Source organism: Sporosarcina sp. GW1-11 (assembly GCF_033088395.1).
Classification (GTDB): Bacteria; Bacillota; Bacilli; order Bacillales_A; family Planococcaceae; genus Sporosarcina.
This window is the reverse complement of record NZ_JAPMIW010000004.1, coordinates 134,267-152,329: the sequence shown is the minus strand read 5'-3', so window position 1 is coordinate 152,329 and position 18,063 is coordinate 134,267. Positions and strand designations below refer to the sequence as shown.

Below are 18,063 nucleotides of genomic sequence, written 5' to 3'. Positions count from 1 at the left end.
ATCGCTTCTCCCCGACGTCTTTCAATTTATATGTACGCAACAGTCCAATCGCCTCTAATGTGATTCGTGCTTGGAAAATCGGCTGTAGGGAAAAAGATAAAATATTCATCAAATAGTAGTGTGAGTGCTCTTGAGGTTCTGTATTTTCAGCATCCGTCCATAAAGTCAAAAACAGACTTACGGCTTCTGAACCAATCAGAGGTTGGTAAAACAATGTGAGCATTTGCCGATCATATGATGAAAATGGATGCGTTAATTTCACTCGAAAGGAATCGACCGGCTGCAATTCTGTATATAGCATGATAAATGCCTTCCTTTCTGGCAAAACGCCTTACTCTTGTCGATCTTTTCTATTTTGTAACTGTTTTAATTCATCTATAAATACCGTAATATCTTTATACTGGCGATAAACTGATGCAAAACGAACGTAAGCGACTTCATCTACATCAACTAATCTCTCCATCACCATTTCACCGACTTGATCAGAGTCTATTTCGACAACCCCTGAACTTCTAAGTTCTTTTTCGATAGATATGACAATATCTTTCAATTTTTCAATAGGAACTGCCCGCTTTTCACAAGCGCGAATCAAGCCCCGAAGTAACTTTTCACTGCTGAACTCCTCGCGTGTCGTATCTTTCTTAACGACGATTAATGGAGAATGTTCAACTTTTTCAAACGTCGTAAAACGATAGCTACATTTTTCACATTCACGTCTTCTTCGAATTGAGCGATTTTCTTCCGCCGGACGTGAATCAATAACACGTGTTCCATTGTAGTGACAAGCTGGACATAACATAGTCTGTTCCTCCGCATTTTCATTGGTACCTTTCATTATAACAGAATCTAGCTATACAACAACTTCACGACAACGAAAAACACTTCACCTGTTAGAGTGAAGTGTTTTTTACATTACGAAGTTACTTTATTATTTAAAGCTACAGCAACTTTTTTAGTCAACTCAACAACACGTGCTGAATAGCCCCATTCATTGTCATACCAAGCAAGTACTTTGATTTTGCGATTACCCATTACAATAGTAGATAGACCGTCAACTGTTGCAGATTCAGTTGTCGTGTTGAAGTCGATAGAAACAAGTGGCTCCATAGTGAAACGAACGATTCCTTTTAAAGAGCCTTCTGCTGCTTTTTTGAATGCATTGTTTACTTCTTCTACAGTAACGTCTTTTTCTACGTCGACAACTAGATCGACAAGAGAAACGTTCGGTGTTGGAATACGTAATGCCAAACCGTGAATCTTTCCTTCTAGTTCTGGAAGTACTAATGCTAACGCTTTTGCAGCACCAGTTGAAGTTGGAATAATCGATTCGCCGCACGAACGCGCACGACGCAAATCTTTATGCGGATTATCCAAGTTTTTCTGGTCATTCGTGTAAGCATGTACTGTCGTCATTAGACCATTAACAATACCGAACTCATCGTTCAATATTTTTGCTACTGGTGCTAAGCAGTTCGTTGTGCAGCTAGCATTAGAAATAACACTATGTTTGTCGATGTCTAGTGTATCATCGTTTACACCTAGAACGACTGTAACATCTTCATTTTTACCTGGAGCAGTTAAGATAACTTTCTTAGCTCCTGACTCTAAGTGAAGTGCTGCTTTTTCTCGTGAATTGAATACTCCTGTTGATTCAATTACAATATCAACGCCAAGTTCTTTCCATGGTAGTTTAGATGGATCACGTTGTGTAATAAGTTGAACACGTTTACCGTCTACGATAATCGCATCTTCTTCTGTTTGAATATCACCATCAAAAACACCGTGGGTTGAGTCGTATTTTAATAGGTGTGCAATAGTTTCTGCTGGATATGTCGCGTTTACCGCAACTAAATTAACATCGTCTTCTTTAATAATCTGACGGAATACCATCCGTCCAATACGGCCGAGTCCGTTAATCGCAATTGTAGTAGTCATGTAAGGGATCCTCCTGCATGTAGGTTATACTTTTTATGTTTAATCGTTGATTAGTATAACACATTTTTCGGTTAAGCCAACACTATTACTAATTTTTTTTGTGTTTTCATCCTTTGAAAGACATAACTTAGCTATAATTGTCGAAATCGGTCACCAGAAAAATGATTAGCGAGGAGATGCTTGCCATTTCTCAAGGATTTCTACTAATTGTTTTTCCGTTTCTTCTATCGTTCCATTATTATAGATAACCGCGTCTGCACCTTGTTCTTTACTACTCATGTCTAGCTGCGAAGCGATCCGCGCATCCGCTTCTTGTTCAGTTAATTTATTTCTAGCGATCAATCGTTGCTTTTGCACTTCTTTCGTGACGGAAACAACGAGTATTTTTTCAACATAAGAGTGTAACTGACTTTCAAATAGCAGAGGGATGTCCAAAATAACAGTTTCAAATTCTTGCTCCAAATACTGATCTTTTTGGCTTACCATCTGACTTCTTATAGCAGGATGCATTAGTTCATTTAATTGGCGACGTTTTGTTTCGTCGTTGAAGATGATTGCGCCCAAGTTTTCACGATGAAGTGATCCATCTTCTTGTATGACAGATGCTCCAAACACTTTTTCAATCTCCAAAAGCAAAGGGCTACCGGGCTCCACTACTTGGCGCGCGATGACATCCGCATCAACAATTGGGTACCCCATTTCACGCAACATAGTAGCTACTGTACTTTTGCCACTTGCAATACTGCCGGTCAATCCAATGATCATGTTTTCCCTCCTCATTTTTGGCAAGTAGAGCAATAGACAGATGTTCTACCTGCAATTTGCTTACTTTTTGTTAGTTTTCCGCAAGATGTACAAACTTTTTTACCGTACATATGTAAACGGTCTTGCATCGTTCCCGCGTTCCCGTTAACCGAACGATAATCTGAAATGGTACTACCACCTGCGTCAATACTTTCCTGCAATACACGGACGATTTCTTGAAATAATAAAACTTTTCGTTTCCTGCTAATTCGTTCAGCGGTACGCGCTGGATGGATTTTCATATGAAACAAAGCTTCAGTTGCATAAATATTACCGCAACCAGAAATGACTTTGCCATCCATAATTACCTCTTTAATCGCTTTGCCTTTATACTTCGGAGATTGCGCCATTTCAAGAAAATGATTCAGCGCTTGATCTGAAAATGGTTCCGGCGCCATCTCAAGTAACGGTGGAAAATCTTCTTCGGACTGTAATAAACGCATCTCCCCGAATCTGCGAATATCCGAATAAACGAGTAATCCGCCATCTTCCATCTCCAAAAACACATGCGCGTGCTTACGAAACTTCTCTTCTGTGATATCATCGGGAGAATCTACGACAAACCACGCGCCTGTCATGCCTAAATGGCTGACAAGCAAATGTGGTTGATCTCCTTTTTGCAAATGAAAATAAATATATTTACTGCGACGAACAATCTTCGAAATTTGCATTTTCTCCAAACCTCGAAGAAAGTCATCCACCGTTTTTCCTTTTATAATCGTTTCTTTTCCTGCTAACTTTGAAGTCACAACGGTATCTGAGACAGATAGTTGTTTAATCGTACGTCCTTCTACAAGTGGTGCAAGATCTCGCACCACCCCTTCTACTTCAGGTAGTTCTGGCATGTATCATCACTCACTTCGTTTCGTACCATGATTTGCCGTAATTCCAATCGACTTTTAACGGCACGTCTAATTGAATCGTTTGTTCCATGACTTCCGGTACGATTTCTTTTAATTTTTCTAATTCTTCTATAGGTGCTTCGAAAATCAATTCATCATGCACTTGCAATAGCATACGCGCGCGCAAGTTTTCTTTCGCAAGCCGTGCATCCATATCAATCATCGCTTGTTTAATGATATCTGCAGCCGTCCCTTGAATAGGCGTATTCATCGCTGTTCGTTCCGCGAAGCTACGCAAATTAAAGTTTGAACTCGTAATATCAGGTAAGTACCGGCGACGATTAAGCAATGTCGTGACATAGCCCTTTTGCTTAGCAACCATAATGCTGTCATCCATATATTGTTTAACACCCGGGAAACTAGCCAAATACGTATCGATGAATTCACCCGCTTCTTTTCGGGTAATATTCAAGCTTTGTGATAAACCATAATCACTAATACCGTAGACAATTCCAAAGTTTACAGCTTTAGCTGCACGACGCATATCGCTATCCACTTCATCTTCTGTGACACCAAAGACATCCATTGCCGTCTTCGTGTGGATATCTGCCCCTTGACGGAATGCCTCTATTAGTTTTTCATCTTGAGAAATATGTGCCAGCACACGTAATTCAATCTGAGAGTAGTCCGCAGCAAACATAATCCATTCCGGCTCGGACGGGACGAAGGCTGCACGTATTTTACGTCCTTCTTCTAAGCGAATCGGGATGTTTTGCAAGTTCGGATTAATCGAGCTTAAGCGACCTGTTTGCGTCAACGCTTGCTGGAATCGAGTATGAATTTTACCATCTTCATGAATTTCTTTTGATAACCCTTCGATATACGTAGAATTCAGCTTACCAAGTTGACGATACAATAAAATATATCGAATGATTTCATGTTCGCTTTCAAGCTTTTCTAAAACATCCGCAGCCGTCGAATAGCCCGTTTTTGTTTTTTTAATTGGAGTTAAGCCGATTTTCTCAAACAAAATGACTCCTAGTTGTTTAGGTGAATTTATATTAAATTTCTCACCGGCCATTTCGTAAATATCTTTTTCAATTAATTCCAGTCGTTCCGTCAATTGCTTACCAATCGTTTGAAGCACATCTAAGTCTGTTTTGACCCCGGCCACTTCCATCTTGCCCAAGATTTTCGCTAACGGTAATTCTAGTTCATGAAATAACTCTCGCTGCTCATTCTCTTCTAGCCGTTTGGAAACGATCGGATGTAACTCCCATATGGCATGTGCTTTACGCGCCACATGATCTGCCAATAGGTCTGACGCAGGAAGTGCACGTTTCGCTCCTTTGCCGTAAATCTCTTCATCACTTTTCACGCCATGATAGCCAAATGAACGTGCAATTTCCGATACTTCGCCTGTAGAGAACGACGGGTTGACAATATACGCTGCCAGCATCAAGTCGAAATCCGCCCCATTAAGTTCCATACCAAGTCTCGCAATCGCTGCGTAAGCGGATTTCGAATCAGATGCATACTTCAATGTCGCATGATTGGCTAGCCACTCTTTCAGCACAGTAGAAGACTTTGCCGTTTCTGTAGAAATAAAATACGTGTGGCGTTCATTTGATAAGCCAAGCCCTAAAATATCTGCGGATAAATAATTATCGCCATCTATTTCTATATGAAGTGACATCGTGTCTGTTAATAAATCTTCCGTCACTTCTTCAACCACTTGAATTTCAATTTCTTCAAGTGGTTGTACTTCCACTTTTACATCTAATTTTTCTAAAAGCGAGTTAAACTGTAAGTCTTTGTACAGTTGAATAACTTCTTCTTCATTTTTCCCTGCATACTCAATGTCTTGGACAGCAACTTCTACTGGCGCATTCACTTCAATCGTTGCTAACTTCTTACTCATAAATGCCTGTTCCTTATTCGTCACTAAGTTTTCTTTCATTTTCTTAGCTGTAATCTGATCAATCGATTCATACACATTTTCTACTGACCCATATTCCTTCAATAGCTTAAGCGCGGTCTTCTCGCCAATCCCGGGAACGCCTGGAATGTTGTCGGACGCATCCCCCATTAACCCTTTCATGTCAATAATTTGTAATGGCGTGATACCGTATTTTTCCTCTATATGTTCCGGTGTGTATAGTTCAAGATCCGTAATTCCTTTTCTTGTAATGCACACTGTCGTTTGTTCGTTCGCAAGTTGAGTCAAGTCCTTATCTCCAGAAATTACAACAACTTGCGCGTTTTCTTCACTAGATTCCCTGCTCAATGTGCCAATGATATCATCCGCTTCATACTGATCAAGTTCGTATTGTGTAATGCCGAAAGCTTCAACCAGTTTACGAATATATGGGAATTGTTCCGATAGTTCAGGTGGCGTTTTTTGGCGTCCACCTTTGTATTCAGTAAACGTACTATGACGAAATGTCGTCTTCCCCGCATCCCACGCAACTAATACATGCGTCGGTTTTTCATTTATCAAAATATTTTCAAGCATCATCGTAAATCCATAGACTGCATTCGTGTGAATCCCTTTATCATTTGTCAATAAGGGCAAAGCAAAGAATGCTCGATACGCTAAGCTATTACCGTCAAGTAAAACAATTTTCTTCTTCGTCACAATCCATTCCACTCCTTTATACTACTAACAAACTCTTGTATTTCTAAGCTACAAGCGCACTTGCAGATCATTTCAGACGTCCAGTACAAGCATAGAACCCCTTTATTGTACATCTTCAGTCTGAACGGCGCTTTCCACTTTTATATAAATAAAAAAACCATTTTCACTAATAGTTTACCATGTAGGCAACTATAAGTGAAAATGGCGCACTTTTGATTATTGTATCGAGCCAGTTAATAGCTTGGCATATGGTGAATCTGCTGGAAGTATGATCATCGTTTCATCATCCACTACTTTAGAATATGACTGTAGCGTTCTGTACAACTTATAGAACTCTGGGTCTTTAGCAAATGCATTGTTATAAATTTTAGCGGCTTCAGCCTCACCTTGTGCTGTGACGAGAGCGGCTTCCTTTTTTGCTTTAGCTAGCATCTCTTGTACTTCACGATCTGTTTCCGCTTCGATCTTACGCTTTTCGGCATCCCCTTCTGACAAATAGGATTGCGCCGTCGATTGACGTTCGGAAATCATTCGTGTGTAAATAGATTGCTCGTTTTCTTCTGGTAAATCGATACGTTTCATACGAACATCTACTACTTCAATTCCATAATTTCCATCATCTAAGAACTTATTGACTTTTTCCGTTACACGATCATTCAAGCTACCGCGAGAAGAATCTTCATCATTTACAACATCGACGTAGTTCAACTTACCCATTTCATTACGTACTACTGAATAGATGAATTCTTCCATACGTGCTTCTGCATTGACAATATTTCGAGCATTGGAAATCATTTTCGATGGATCTGCAATCCGCCACACTGCATAATTATCAATAGTAATTCGTTTTTTGTCTTTCGTAGTAATTTCCGCTTCTGATACGTTATACGTCATTTGATTTTTAGGTAGCGTTGAAATACTTTGGATGAATGGAATTTTTATATTAATTCCTGGTTCCTGAACAATCCGCTTAATTTCTCCAAATTGACGAACGACACGGTATTCGTTCTCTTTAACGATGTATAAGTTAGACAACAGAATTACAATGATTGCGAATGCTACCGTCAACATAATGATTAACTTTGTATAGCGTTTCACATCAATTGTTCTCTTAGGTTTGATAGGATACACTTTCGATTCCGGTCCAGGTTCTTTCTCCGAAGATCTCTTTTGTTTCTCTTGTTCCGTTTCACCCATCTTCTTCAATGCTTCTTCTATCTTTTTGAAAGGATTCTGTTCATTACTCATGACGCTTTCTCTCCTTTCTCAGTAGACTTTTCCGATCCTGTTGAATCTTGATTTTGTGTTTTCTGTAGTTGTTGGATTGGTAAATATTTCATCGTTTCTCCACTATCATTCATGATGTAGAGATTAGCTTTAGGAAGAACTTGTTCTAGCGTCTCCAAGATTAAACGCTCTCTTGTAATTTCTTTATTTTTCGCGTATTCCGTATATAAATCACTGAATAACGCTACATCACCTCGCGCTTGTTCAATACGAGCAGTTTTTCTACCTTGTGCTTGTGATTTGATCGCATCACGTTCACCGATCGCCTCATTTTTCTTTTGATTTTCATACTTTTTTGCTTCGTTAATTTTCGTGTTTTTTGTTTCACGCGCATCCGTTACTGCTGTAAATGCCGCACGTACTTCAGAATTTGGCAATTCTACGTCTTGTAGTTTAACGCCTTGGACAGCGATCCCTACATCATACTTCTCTACTAAGCTAGTTAATAAATCTCGTGTTTTCGCTTCAATTTCGGCTTTTCCATCTGTCAAAGCAGCATCAATCGTTGAGCTTCCGATAACAGAGCGGATAGAAGCAGAAGCCGCGTCACGTAAAATTTCAATTGGCTCTTCCGCGTTAAATAAATATTTTTTCGGATCTACAATTCGCCATTGGACGGTTAGATCGGTGAGCACGATGTATTCGTCCCCTGTGATCATTTTTGTTTCCTTATCGACAACCTCTCCGGTTTTATCTTGTTTATAACCGAAATGAATACTGTACGTTTCCTTCGATAAGATTTCCGCCTTTTGAATAGGCCAAGGCAATTTAAAATGTAGACCCGAATCAGTAACTGGTGCCCCCGCTTGCCCGAATGAAATCACAACCGCTTGTTCGGATTCATCCACAGTGTACCAAGTCGTGAAAGCAATCAATAAAAGTAATAATCCCGCAATCGCTAGTCCTAGCGTCACCAGGATCCGTTTTGTTCCCATAGTTGTTCCTCCCTTTTCTTATGTATAGTTACTATACGGAGCAGGAGGGGAATAAGTTTCAATCATTTATTCCTCATCTCTTGGTAGGTGAACATGAAAGACTGTTCCAACCCCTAACTCACTTTCAACTGAAACTGTACCATGATGCGCTTCTACAATATGTTTAACAATAGCTAAACCAAGACCTGTCCCACCAGACTCTCTACTTCTGGCACGATCAATGCGATAAAAACGTTCAAATAACCTTGGTAACTCATCTGACGTCATACCAATCCCTTGATCGCTGACAGTAATATGAACAAAATCTTTCACTTTCTCAACAGCGACAGTTATGACGGTTTCTTCTTGGGAATACGCAATAGCATTGTGTAATAAGTTCACCATCACTTGCACCAATCGGTCATGGTCTGCAGAAATCATCAAGCATTCTGGCATATTTTGTACTACTTCCATGTTTTTCTCTTGAAGCTTTGTTCTGACAATTTGTAGTGATTGCTGCACGATATCTATTAAATCTACTCGCGTCCTAATGATTTCAAAACTTCCTCGTTCCATACTGGATAAACGTAGTAAGTCTTCAATCAATAACTGTAAACGATTACTCTCTTTATACATAATTTCATAGAATTCACGCTGTATCACAGGATCTTCCACCGCGCCATCCAATAACATTTCAGAAAATCCTTTGATAGATGTGATAGGTGTTTTTAGTTCATGTGAAACATTCGCCACGAAATCTTTACGTACTTGTTCCAGCCGGATCATTTTTGTTATATCATGCATGATAATTACAATCCCTAGCCAATTGCCATTTTCTCCGATAACTGGCGCTCCGTATACTTCAAGATGGCAAATATCATTCTCTAAATAGACCTTGGATTGAAACGAGCGCACTTCTTCTGTTAAGAAAATCTGCTCAATTTCTATTTCAATATCTTCTGGAAGCCCAATATCTTTATATGTTCTCCCCATCAAGTCTTCACCTTTTCGATGAAAAGTTTCCTCAAACACTTTATTTACAAGATTGACAGCACCTGAACGTCCAAACATTAGAAGACTACTACCGATACTACTGACCAACGTCTTCAGACGCTCTGCTTCCATTTCACGTAAAATCGAATTCTCTTGAAGGTTCCGTGCGATTTGATTGATTGCTATCGTTAATTGCTGATTCATACGTCCGTCATCAATTTGCGCTCGCGCTAAGTAGTTACCTTGAGCCAATTGGTAGGTAACTCCCATAAAATGATCAATCGGTTGAACGTACTGCTGAAGTAGTTTCGACATAACAAACATCATGACAATAAATACTAAAACTAGTGTAAATAAAAGAAACACCCAATATGTCTGTTGAATAATTGGGTCCACATCCTCAGCAAATAAGTGGAAAAATTGCCCTAAAATGATTCCTAATACAATTAATAATATAGATAGGATTATTCCTGAAGTAGTTAGTAAACTTGAATAGTAATTTTTCATTTAGATTTGTCCCTCAAACTTATAGCCGACCCCTCTCATTGTTTTGATATACCGAGGTTTTCTCGTATTTTCTTCAATCTTGTCCCGCAAATGACTAACATGAACATCAACGATTCTTGTATCCCCTGCAAAATCATAATTCCAGACCGCTTGAAGTAGTTGATCGCGTGTAAGCACCCGATTAAGATGTCTCATAAAATACACGAGCAAATCAAACTCTTTGCGGGTAAATTCTAATTGCCTTTCGTTTAAATAAACTTCAAATCGCTCAGGATATACGACCAGTTGTCCAGTCTTTAATACACTTTCTGTTTGAGAAGTTTTTTCACCAGAACGTCTTAGGACTGCTTTCACACGAGCCGTAACTTCACGTGGACTAAAAGGCTTTGTCATGTAATCATCTGCACCCATCTCCAGGCCGATGATTTTATCCATTTCTTCGCCTTTAGCGGTCAGCATAATAATCGGTGTTTCGATATCTTGTTTACGCAGCATTTTGCATACTTCAATGCCATCGATTTTCGGCAACATTAAGTCCAAAATGATCAAATCCGGTGTCTCGTCTAAAACGAGTTGAATTGCCTGTTCACCATCACTTGCAAGCACAGTAAGATAATTTGCTTGCTCTAGCGTAAATTTCAATAGTTTTTGAATAGATTGTTCATCTTCAACAATTAAAATTTTTTGCTTATTCTCCATTAGTATCTTCCTTTTGATTCGATTTTTCAGTGACTGGCTTTTGAGGCGCATTGACAACCAGTTCCCCACTCATTACGCGCTCGCCTTCTTCATCTATCGCATTCACTTGGATTGTCACTTGATTAGTAGAGTAATCTAACTTCGTAATTTCCAATGTGAAATCAACAATTGCATAATGATACACTGGCTTTGGAAAGTGTAGTTGTTGGTTAATAATGTGCGCACCCGGTCCAGGTAAATGCTTGGAAATCGCTGCAGTCACGATACCCGTGAGCATAATAGGTGGCACAATTGGTTGTCCGTAAATCGTTTCAGCTGCATAGTCATGCTGGAGATACAGCGGATTCGCATCGTTTGTAAGTCCGAGGTAAAGCATCAAGTCCTTGTCTTCTATTTTCTCCGTAAGGTTAATTTTCTCTCCTACTACTAGCTTCGAAATATCTTTACCCATCTGCTTTCGTTTACTCTTCAACAAAAAAATCCCTCCCTATATCTGTTTGACAATCTAATACATGCAAAATGTTTATTTATTACATGAATTATAGCAATCAATTCACGAAAAATCGAGCAACGATAAAAAACGAGCAGCACAAGGCTACTCGTCTTAGTTTTCATTCTTTATGCAAGAACATTCATTACTGCACGCACGGAATCCGCAGACTTCTCTAAATCTATTTTTTCATCATCAGTTAACTCAAGTTCTATGATTTTCTCAATACCGCCCGCGCCTAAAACTGTAGGCACACCTAAATAAATACCTTCCATGCCATATTCGCCTTCAAGGTAAGCGATAGATGGCAATACACGTTTTTGATCTTTTAGGATTGCTTCAGTCATTTCTACCAATGCAGCAGCAGGAGCATAGTAAGCAGAACCATTTCCTAGTAGATTGACGATTTCAGCTCCACCTTTACGTGTACGGTCGACGATTTCTTCTATACGACCTGCAGAAATCAAGTTCTCTAATGGAACTCCACCTGCTGTTGAATAGCGCACTAAAGGCACCATATCATCACCGTGACCGCCTAGAACGAACCCTGTTACGTCTTTCACTGATAGGTTCAACTCTTGCGCTACAAACGTACGGAAACGCGCTGTATCAAGTACGCCCGACTGACCAATGACGCGCTCTTTCGGAAAACCTGACTCTTTATATACTGTGTACGTCATCGCATCTACTGGATTTGTTAATACGATGATTTTTGTGTCTGGAGAATACTTGACGATTTCAGCTGTTACCGATTTCATTACTTTTTGATTCGTTTGAACTAAGTCATCACGGCTCATTCCTGGTTTACGTGCAATGCCCGCTGTAATAACGACTACATCTGAATCTTTTGTATCCTCATAGTTAGAAGTACCTATAATGTTCGCATCGAACCCCTGAACTGGCCCAGCTTCCAACATGTCCAAAGCTTTGCCTTTTGTCGGATTTTCCATTGGTGGAATATCAACAATAACGACATCACAAAGTTCTTTTTGAGCTAAAAGAAATGCAGTTGTTGCTCCAGTAAAACCAGATCCGATAACCGATACTTTTTTGCGCTTCAATGACATGTAAAACTCTCCTTTTCCAAAACAGTATAATAGAAAGAGGAGGAATATTCCCCCTCCAACTTAAATCTTATAGATTTTCGATTAACGCATCAGCGAATCCAGATGCTTTAACTTCTGTTGCATTGTCCATTAAACGTGCAAAGTCATACGTTACAACTTTAGACGCAATAGTTTTCTCAATAGAAGCAGTGATTAGATTAGCAGCTTCTTTCCACCCTAGATGCTCAAGCATCATAACGCCTGAAAGAAGTACAGATGAAGGGTTAACTTTATCCAATCCAGCGTATTTTGGTGCAGTACCGTGTGTTGCTTCAAAAATTGCATGTCCAGTTTCGTAGTTAATGTTCGCTCCTGGTGCGATTCCAATTCCACCAACTTGTGCAGCTAGTGCATCTGAAATATAGTCACCATTTAAGTTCATTGTAACTACTACATCGAACTCTTTTGGACGTGTCAAAATTTGTTGCAAGAAGATGTCTGCAATTGCATCTTTAACGATGACTTTGCCAGCAGCTTCTGCATCAGACTGCGCTTTATTTGCAGCATCTGAACCTTCAGCATCTTTAATACGGTCGTATTCTTTCCATGTGAATACTTTGTCGCCGAACTCTTCTTCAGCCAACTCATATCCCCAGTTTGCGAATGCGCCTTCTGTGAACTTCATGATGTTACCTTTGTGTACGATCGTTAAAGATTTACGACCTTCATCGATTGCATACTTCAAAGCAGCACGTACAATACGCTTTGTACCTTCTTCTGAAATAGGTTTGATACCAAGACCTGAAGTTTCAGGGAAACGAATATTTTTAACTCCAAGCTCTGTTTGAAGGAAGTTAACTAATTTTTTCGCTTCGTCAGTACCTTTTTGGTACTCGATTCCAGCATAGATATCTTCTGTATTTTCACGGAAAATAACCATGTCACAATCCTCAGGACGTTTCACAGGTGAAGGTACTCCTTCGAAATAGCGAACCGGACGTAAGCAAGTGTATAGATCAAGTTCTTGACGTAATGCTACGTTCAATGAACGGAATCCTCCACCGATAGGTGTTGTAAGAGGTCCTTTAATCGCAATTAGATACTCATCAATTTTTTCAAGAGTTTCTTTCGGAAGCCAATCACCTGTTTCGTTGAATGCCTTTTCTCCCGCAAGAACTTCAAGCCAATTAATTTTCTTTTCTCCGTTATAAGCCTTTTCTACAGCTGCTTCAATTACTCGTGAAGCTGCGTTCCAAATATCTGGGCCTGTTCCATCGCCTATAATGAAAGGAATCGTTGCGTGATCTGGGACGTTTAAAACACCGTTAGTTACTGTAATCTTTCCATCATTAGCCATTATTGATATCCTCCTGATTTCAAAATCAGTGGGCCGGTATACGAGATACCGCCCCACGAATTTACTAGTTTTTATCGTTCATTGATTGGGACATACTTCTGCATGCCTGGCCCTACGTACTCAGCACGTGGACGGATCAAGCGGTTGTTTTCGTATTGCTCAAGAATATGTGCAATCCATCCTGAGAAACGAGAAACTGCAAAAATAGGTGTGAAAATATCATGATCGATGTCTAATGAATGATATACCGAAGCGGAGTAGAAATCAACATTTGGCGGCAATTTCTTTTCGCCTGTTACAATTGCTTCGATTTTTTCAGACATATTGTAGTACTTTTCTTCACCACGAAGAGCAGTTAACTTTTTAGACATTTCGCGTAAATGCTTTGCACGTGGATCGCCAGAGCGGTATACACGATGACCAAAGCCCATGATTTTTTCTTTGTTATCGAGTTTTTCGCGAATATACGGCTCAACATTATCTTCGTCGCCGATTTCGATGAGCATATTCATAACTGCTTCGTTCGCACCACCGTGAAGTGGCCCTTTAAGAGCTCCAATTGCAGCAGTTACACCTGAATACATGTCAGAAAGCGTAGCTACACAAACACGTGCAGTGAACGTAGATGCATTTAACTCGTGGTCTGCGTGTAAAACAAGTGCTTTGTTGAATGCTTCTTCAGCGATATCAGCAGGCTCTTCCCCAGAAAGCATGTAAAGGAAATTCGCCGCATAGCTTAGACCTTTTTTAGGTGCTACTGGCTCTTGACCTTTTCTGATACGCGCGAAAGCAGTTACAACTGTAGCAACTTTAGCTTGAAGCTTAATCGCTTTATTATAGTTCTCTTCTGGTGACATATCCTCAGCTTTATCATCATATAATCCTAGAAGTGATACCGCTGAACGAAGTGCTGCCATTGGATGCACTTTGTCGATTGGATATGTTTTGAAGTGATCAATTACCCCTTGTGGAATTTCTGCATTATCTTCTAGCTGCTGCTTAAGTTCAGCAAGTTCGCTTTTGTTTGGTAGACGCTTATGCCACAGAAGATAAACAACCTCTTCAAAACTAGCATTATCAGTCAAATCGTCGATGCCATAACCTACATATGCAAGTGTGTCATCGATAATAGAGCTGATTTGAGTTTGTGCTGCAACGATACCTTCCAATCCTTTTGTTGCTGTCATGATATTCTCTCCTTCTTCCCAGTCTGGCCATCCCACAGAAGCTAGGTGAGAATGACGGCCATCTGCTTATTATATTTTTATCTAAAAACGCTTACAAAATTCATTATAAGCAACTTTTACGGTTTTGTGAATGGTAAAGGTGTTTTTTATTTATATTTATTCGAAAGGAATGGACAAACATATATGTTCCCCATCGACTCAAAACGTTTACAAACCTACTCACGTCAATGGTTACCCGCGTTATTCATTATACTTTTCATATTCATAATTCCACCTGTCGGATTCGCAATAATTTTAGCTTTTTTTGCGGCTCCTCTAGTAAATTCTTTAATTTCACTTACTAGACTACCTGCATTTTTAGCGACTTTAGTCGTCATGGCCATGCTGTTATTTTTGTTATATGCGTTTATATTCTTACTGATCAACGGATTTATTTCCGTTATTTGGACGATAGAAGATCAGCTCGTTTTAATTTTAGAGATAGTAGATGTGAAGGGCTGGAATGTAAATGATGTAGCCGAAAGTTTCATCCAATCAAGTCATGATGCAGTAGAAGGTTTCATCAGTTTCTTCCAAAAAATCTTCCAACAATTATTTAGTACCTTCATGTTTATCATCGCGTTTTTTTTCGCCTTACGCGAAAGCGCAATGAATCGTTTTTGGTTTTTAGTATATTTCCCTAAAAGCTTCAGACCAGCCGCTAAGCGTATATTTTCAAAGGCAAGTCGCTTGATGGGGCATTTCTTCTCGGTCCAAATTCGGTTATTTTTTATTACCTTTATTCTTATGAGCTTTGGATTCTGGTTATTGAATTTTGAGTCTTACCTCACAAAAGCATTTTTAATTTCTTTAATCGATAGTATACCTTTTTTAGGCATCGGACTTGTTTTTTTACCGATGATTGCGTTTACATTTTACATCGAGCACTTACAGTTAGCTATCGGACTGTTAATTTTATACATTATTTTACTTATTATACGACAATTGGTCGAATCATATTTATGGGCGCACACTTTTAAATTACGTACGGTCCATTCGTTTCTAATCACTGCCTGCGCTGTTTACTTGTTCGGTCTATATGGCGTGTTGTTCTTACCATTCTTTCTATTTCTTGCATTGAAAGTAAAAGAACATCCAACTTTTACATGACGCGTATTTGACCACCTCTCATCTTATTATACAGCCATTTCACAATAAATGGATAGAGTAGTTTGCGCGGGCCACTAAACAACAATAAAAAGCCGACTAGATCTGTCAAAAACCCTGGCATTAATAGAAGTAACCCACCAAATAAGATGCATACACTATCGACAAGCGCTTTTCCTGGTGTCTCTTTATTTGCCATACGATATTGAAGATCACGCCACGCTCGAAGCCCTTGCTTTTTTGCTAAATAAGCTCCACCTATCCCCGTCGCGATAATGATTAAGATTGTCGGAAGGATCCCGAGTGTTTTACCCGACACCATTAGAAGTGCTAATTCAGCAGTCGGAACCATAATGAAAAGAGCTGCTAACCATTTCATATAAAAACCCCCAAAAAGACCGCCCTCTCTTTATGAGAATAGCGGTCCGTGTGTTTTACAATACTTTTGCATGACCGTTATAAATAACGCCAGTTGCTGCATCCATCGTAATATCACTGCCATTTTTAATAACGGAAGTAATATTTTCAACACCTACAATCACAGGAATACCTAAACTTAGTCCAACGATTGCCGCATGACTAGTTAATCCGTCAGTTTCTGTAATAATACCTCCACACTTTTCAAGAGCTGCGTACATATCACGATCCGTCGCATGAGTTACGATAATATCACCTTCGTTTACTAGAGATAGTGCTTCTCTAGCCGAATTAATGATTTTGGCTTTGCCGAACGCAATGTTTTTACCAATCCCTTGTCCACGTCCAATTAAGTCACCTATTACGTGCAGCTTCATCAAGTTAGTCGTCCCTGCTTTTCCTACTGGAACACCTGCTGTAATAATTACAACATCACCATGTGTAACATATTGATGTTTAACACTTTCTTCAACAGATTCTTGAAGAATCCCATCAATGTCCAGTGCCTTTTTACCAACTATTGGATAAACGCCCCAAATCAATGTTAACTTACTACAAATCTCTTCAGAACGTGTAACTGCAATGATTGGAACACCAGGTCTATATTTTGCGATCATACCAGCAGTTTGACCACTTTCTGTTGGTGCTAAAATTGCTTTCACATTAAGATTTAATGCTGTATAAGCAGCCGCTTGTCCTATGGCCTCTGTTAAGTTACCTTCTTTTTCTCTAGAACGAGTAGATACTACAGATTTGAAATCCATTGACTCTTCTGTAGATAATGCAATTTTACACATAACTTCCACGGATTCTACCGGATATAACCCTGCAGCTGTTTCTCCCGAAAGCATGATTGCATCTGAACCATCTAAAATAGCGTTTGCCACATCACTCGATTCCGCACGTGTCGGTCGTGGGTTTCTTTGCATAGAATCCAGCATTTGTGTTGCGGTAATAACTGGCTTACCAAATTGATTACATTTTCTTATCATCATTTTTTGTACTAGAGGTACTTCTTCAGCCGGAATTTCTACGCCTAAATCACCACGTGCAACCATTAATCCATCTGATAATTGAAGAATTTCATCCAAGTTATCAACACCTTCTTGGTTTTCGATCTTCGGTACGATATGGATTTTGCTGCCATTGTTTTTCTCCAATAATTCACGGATCTCCATAACATCTGATGCACGACGGACGAAGGAGGCTGCGATGAAATCTACGCCTTGTTCAATTCCAAATAAAATATCTTCCTTATCTTTATCAGTAATTCCAGGTAATTGAACCGAAACATTCGGTACGTTGACTCCTTTATTGTCTTTTAACGGTCCTGCATTAATAACTTTTGTATGGATCAAACCATTTTCTTGATCTTTTCCGGTAACTTCAAGTTCAATCAATCCGTCATCCAATAATACGAATGAACCGCGATCCACATCCTTAATCAATTCTTCATAAGTGACTGAAAAGACTTTTTCTGTTCCTAGAACTTCCTCCATCGAAATATCAATAGATTGTCCTCTAACTAACTCAATTTGGCCGTCTGTCATTTTATGCGTACGAATTTCAGGACCTTTCGTATCAAGTAAAATCCCAATGACTTTGCCTTTTTCTTTTGCTACTTCACGAATTCTTTCAATCCGTACTTTATGTTCATCTTGGTTGCCATGGGAGAAGTTTAGTCGAGCCACATTCATCCCTGCGTCAATCAATTTCCCTAGCGTTTCATATGATTCACTCGCTGGTCCGATTGTACACACTATTTTCGTCTTTCTCACTACGTATCGCTCCTCTGCGTCAT

The 18,063-nt window shown here is 39.5% G+C and carries 16 protein-coding genes and 1 pseudogene; 1 reads left to right on the top strand and 16 read right to left on the bottom strand.

Annotated features, from left to right (window positions below):
• The 14 genes and pseudogenes from ORD22_RS04755 to citZ all read right to left on the bottom strand — a co-directional run.
• A pseudogene (locus tag ORD22_RS04755) lies at positions 1-301 on the bottom strand (replication initiation and membrane attachment family protein); the annotation flags it as partial.
• Between the two features lie 30 nt (positions 302-331).
• Complete coding sequence (nrdR, locus tag ORD22_RS04750; protein ID WP_317644750.1) at positions 332-799, bottom strand: transcriptional regulator NrdR; 468 nt, start codon at positions 797-799, stop codon at positions 332-334.
• Between the two features lie 113 nt (positions 800-912).
• Positions 913-1,935 (bottom strand): glyceraldehyde-3-phosphate dehydrogenase, encoded by a 1,023-nt coding sequence (locus tag ORD22_RS04745; RefSeq protein ID WP_317644749.1) that lies wholly within the window; start codon positions 1,933-1,935, stop codon positions 913-915.
• Positions 1,936-2,100: 165 nt separating this feature from the next.
• Entirely contained in the window at positions 2,101-2,700 is a 600-nt protein-coding gene (gene coaE, locus ORD22_RS04740) for a dephospho-CoA kinase (protein WP_317644748.1), read from the bottom strand.
• An 11-nt stretch (positions 2,701-2,711) separates the two neighbouring features.
• Complete coding sequence (gene mutM / locus ORD22_RS04735; RefSeq protein WP_317644747.1) at positions 2,712-3,584, bottom strand: bifunctional DNA-formamidopyrimidine glycosylase/DNA-(apurinic or apyrimidinic site) lyase; 873 nt, start codon at positions 3,582-3,584, stop codon at positions 2,712-2,714.
• Between the two features lie 10 nt (positions 3,585-3,594).
• Positions 3,595-6,219: a DNA polymerase I gene (gene polA, locus ORD22_RS04730; protein ID WP_317644746.1), complete on the bottom strand. Its 2,625-nt coding sequence runs from the start codon at positions 6,217-6,219 to the stop codon at positions 3,595-3,597.
• A 216-nt stretch (positions 6,220-6,435) separates the two neighbouring features.
• Complete coding sequence (hflC, locus tag ORD22_RS04725; RefSeq protein ID WP_317644745.1) at positions 6,436-7,467, bottom strand: protease modulator HflC; 1,032 nt, start codon at positions 7,465-7,467, stop codon at positions 6,436-6,438.
• Positions 7,464-8,441: an FtsH protease activity modulator HflK gene (gene hflK, locus ORD22_RS04720; protein WP_317644744.1), complete on the bottom strand. Its 978-nt coding sequence runs from the start codon at positions 8,439-8,441 to the stop codon at positions 7,464-7,466. Before hflK ends, hflC begins: the two co-directional genes overlap by 4 nt.
• 66 nt (positions 8,442-8,507) lie before the next feature.
• Positions 8,508-9,920, bottom strand: a complete 1,413-nt coding sequence (gene pnpS / locus ORD22_RS04715) for a two-component system histidine kinase PnpS (protein ID WP_317644742.1) — start codon at positions 9,918-9,920, stop codon at positions 8,508-8,510.
• Positions 9,921-10,619 carry a response regulator transcription factor gene (locus tag ORD22_RS04710; RefSeq protein ID WP_317644740.1) on the bottom strand — a complete coding sequence of 233 codons (699 nt, stop codon included), beginning with the start codon at positions 10,617-10,619 and terminating at the stop codon, positions 9,921-9,923.
• Entirely contained in the window at positions 10,609-11,094 is a 486-nt protein-coding gene (locus ORD22_RS04705; RefSeq protein WP_317644739.1) for a MaoC/PaaZ C-terminal domain-containing protein, read from the bottom strand. Before ORD22_RS04705 ends, ORD22_RS04710 begins: the two co-directional genes overlap by 11 nt.
• Before the next feature lie 143 nt (positions 11,095-11,237).
• Complete coding sequence (gene mdh, locus ORD22_RS04700) at positions 11,238-12,176, bottom strand: malate dehydrogenase (RefSeq protein WP_317644738.1); 939 nt, start codon at positions 12,174-12,176, stop codon at positions 11,238-11,240.
• 67 nt (positions 12,177-12,243) lie between these two features.
• Positions 12,244-13,515 carry an NADP-dependent isocitrate dehydrogenase gene (gene icd / locus ORD22_RS04695; protein WP_317644759.1) on the bottom strand — a complete coding sequence of 424 codons (1,272 nt, stop codon included), beginning with the start codon at positions 13,513-13,515 and terminating at the stop codon, positions 12,244-12,246.
• A 68-nt stretch (positions 13,516-13,583) separates the two neighbouring features.
• Positions 13,584-14,699 (bottom strand): citrate synthase, encoded by a 1,116-nt coding sequence (gene citZ, locus ORD22_RS04690; protein ID WP_317644737.1) that lies wholly within the window; start codon positions 14,697-14,699, stop codon positions 13,584-13,586.
• A gap of 51 nt (positions 14,700-14,750) precedes the next feature.
• On the opposite strand from citZ, the gene ORD22_RS04685 reads away from it, so the two are divergent.
• Positions 14,751-15,848: an AI-2E family transporter gene (locus ORD22_RS04685; RefSeq protein WP_317644736.1), complete on the top strand. Its 1,098-nt coding sequence runs from the start codon at positions 14,751-14,753 to the stop codon at positions 15,846-15,848.
• Here ORD22_RS04685 and ORD22_RS04680 read toward each other — a convergent pair.
• Both ORD22_RS04680 and pyk read right to left on the bottom strand, forming a co-directional pair.
• On the bottom strand, positions 15,841-16,224 hold the full coding sequence (locus tag ORD22_RS04680) for an FxsA family protein (protein WP_317644735.1): 384 nt from the start codon (positions 16,222-16,224) through the stop codon (positions 15,841-15,843). The two genes, ORD22_RS04685 and ORD22_RS04680, sit on opposite strands and share 8 nt — an antisense overlap.
• A 55-nt stretch (positions 16,225-16,279) precedes the next feature.
• Complete coding sequence (gene pyk, locus ORD22_RS04675; RefSeq protein ID WP_317644733.1) at positions 16,280-18,040, bottom strand: pyruvate kinase; 1,761 nt, start codon at positions 18,038-18,040, stop codon at positions 16,280-16,282.
• Positions 18,041-18,063: the final 23 nt, after the last annotated feature.

What these genes read in the sequence shown, in the direction of transcription:
- ORD22_RS04685 (WP_317644736.1), top strand. Translation starts at nt 14,751, where the DNA reads ATGACGGCCATCTGCTTATTATATTTTTATCTAAAAACGCTTACAAAA.
- hflC (WP_317644745.1), bottom strand. Translation starts at nt 7,467, where the DNA reads ATGAGTAATGAACAGAATCCTTTCAAAAAGATAGAAGAAGCATTGAAG.
- nrdR (WP_317644750.1), bottom strand. Translation starts at nt 799, where the DNA reads ATGTTATGTCCAGCTTGTCACTACAATGGAACACGTGTTATTGATTCA.
- mutM (WP_317644747.1), bottom strand. Translation starts at nt 3,584, where the DNA reads ATGCCAGAACTACCTGAAGTAGAAGGGGTGGTGCGAGATCTTGCACCA.
- pnpS (WP_317644742.1), bottom strand. Translation starts at nt 9,920, where the DNA reads ATGAAAAATTACTATTCAAGTTTACTAACTACTTCAGGAATAATCCTA.
- ORD22_RS04680 (WP_317644735.1), bottom strand. Translation starts at nt 16,224, where the DNA reads ATGAAATGGTTAGCAGCTCTTTTCATTATGGTTCCGACTGCTGAATTA.
- ORD22_RS04710 (WP_317644740.1), bottom strand. Translation starts at nt 10,619, where the DNA reads ATGGAGAATAAGCAAAAAATTTTAATTGTTGAAGATGAACAATCTATT.
- ORD22_RS04745 (WP_317644749.1), bottom strand. Translation starts at nt 1,935, where the DNA reads ATGACTACTACAATTGCGATTAACGGACTCGGCCGTATTGGACGGATG.
- mdh (WP_317644738.1), bottom strand. Translation starts at nt 12,176, where the DNA reads ATGTCATTGAAGCGCAAAAAAGTATCGGTTATCGGATCTGGTTTTACT.
- hflK (WP_317644744.1), bottom strand. Translation starts at nt 8,441, where the DNA reads ATGGGAACAAAACGGATCCTGGTGACGCTAGGACTAGCGATTGCGGGA.
- coaE (WP_317644748.1), bottom strand. Translation starts at nt 2,700, where the DNA reads ATGATCATTGGATTGACCGGCAGTATTGCAAGTGGCAAAAGTACAGTA.
- citZ (WP_317644737.1), bottom strand. Translation starts at nt 14,699, where the DNA reads ATGACAGCAACAAAAGGATTGGAAGGTATCGTTGCAGCACAAACTCAA.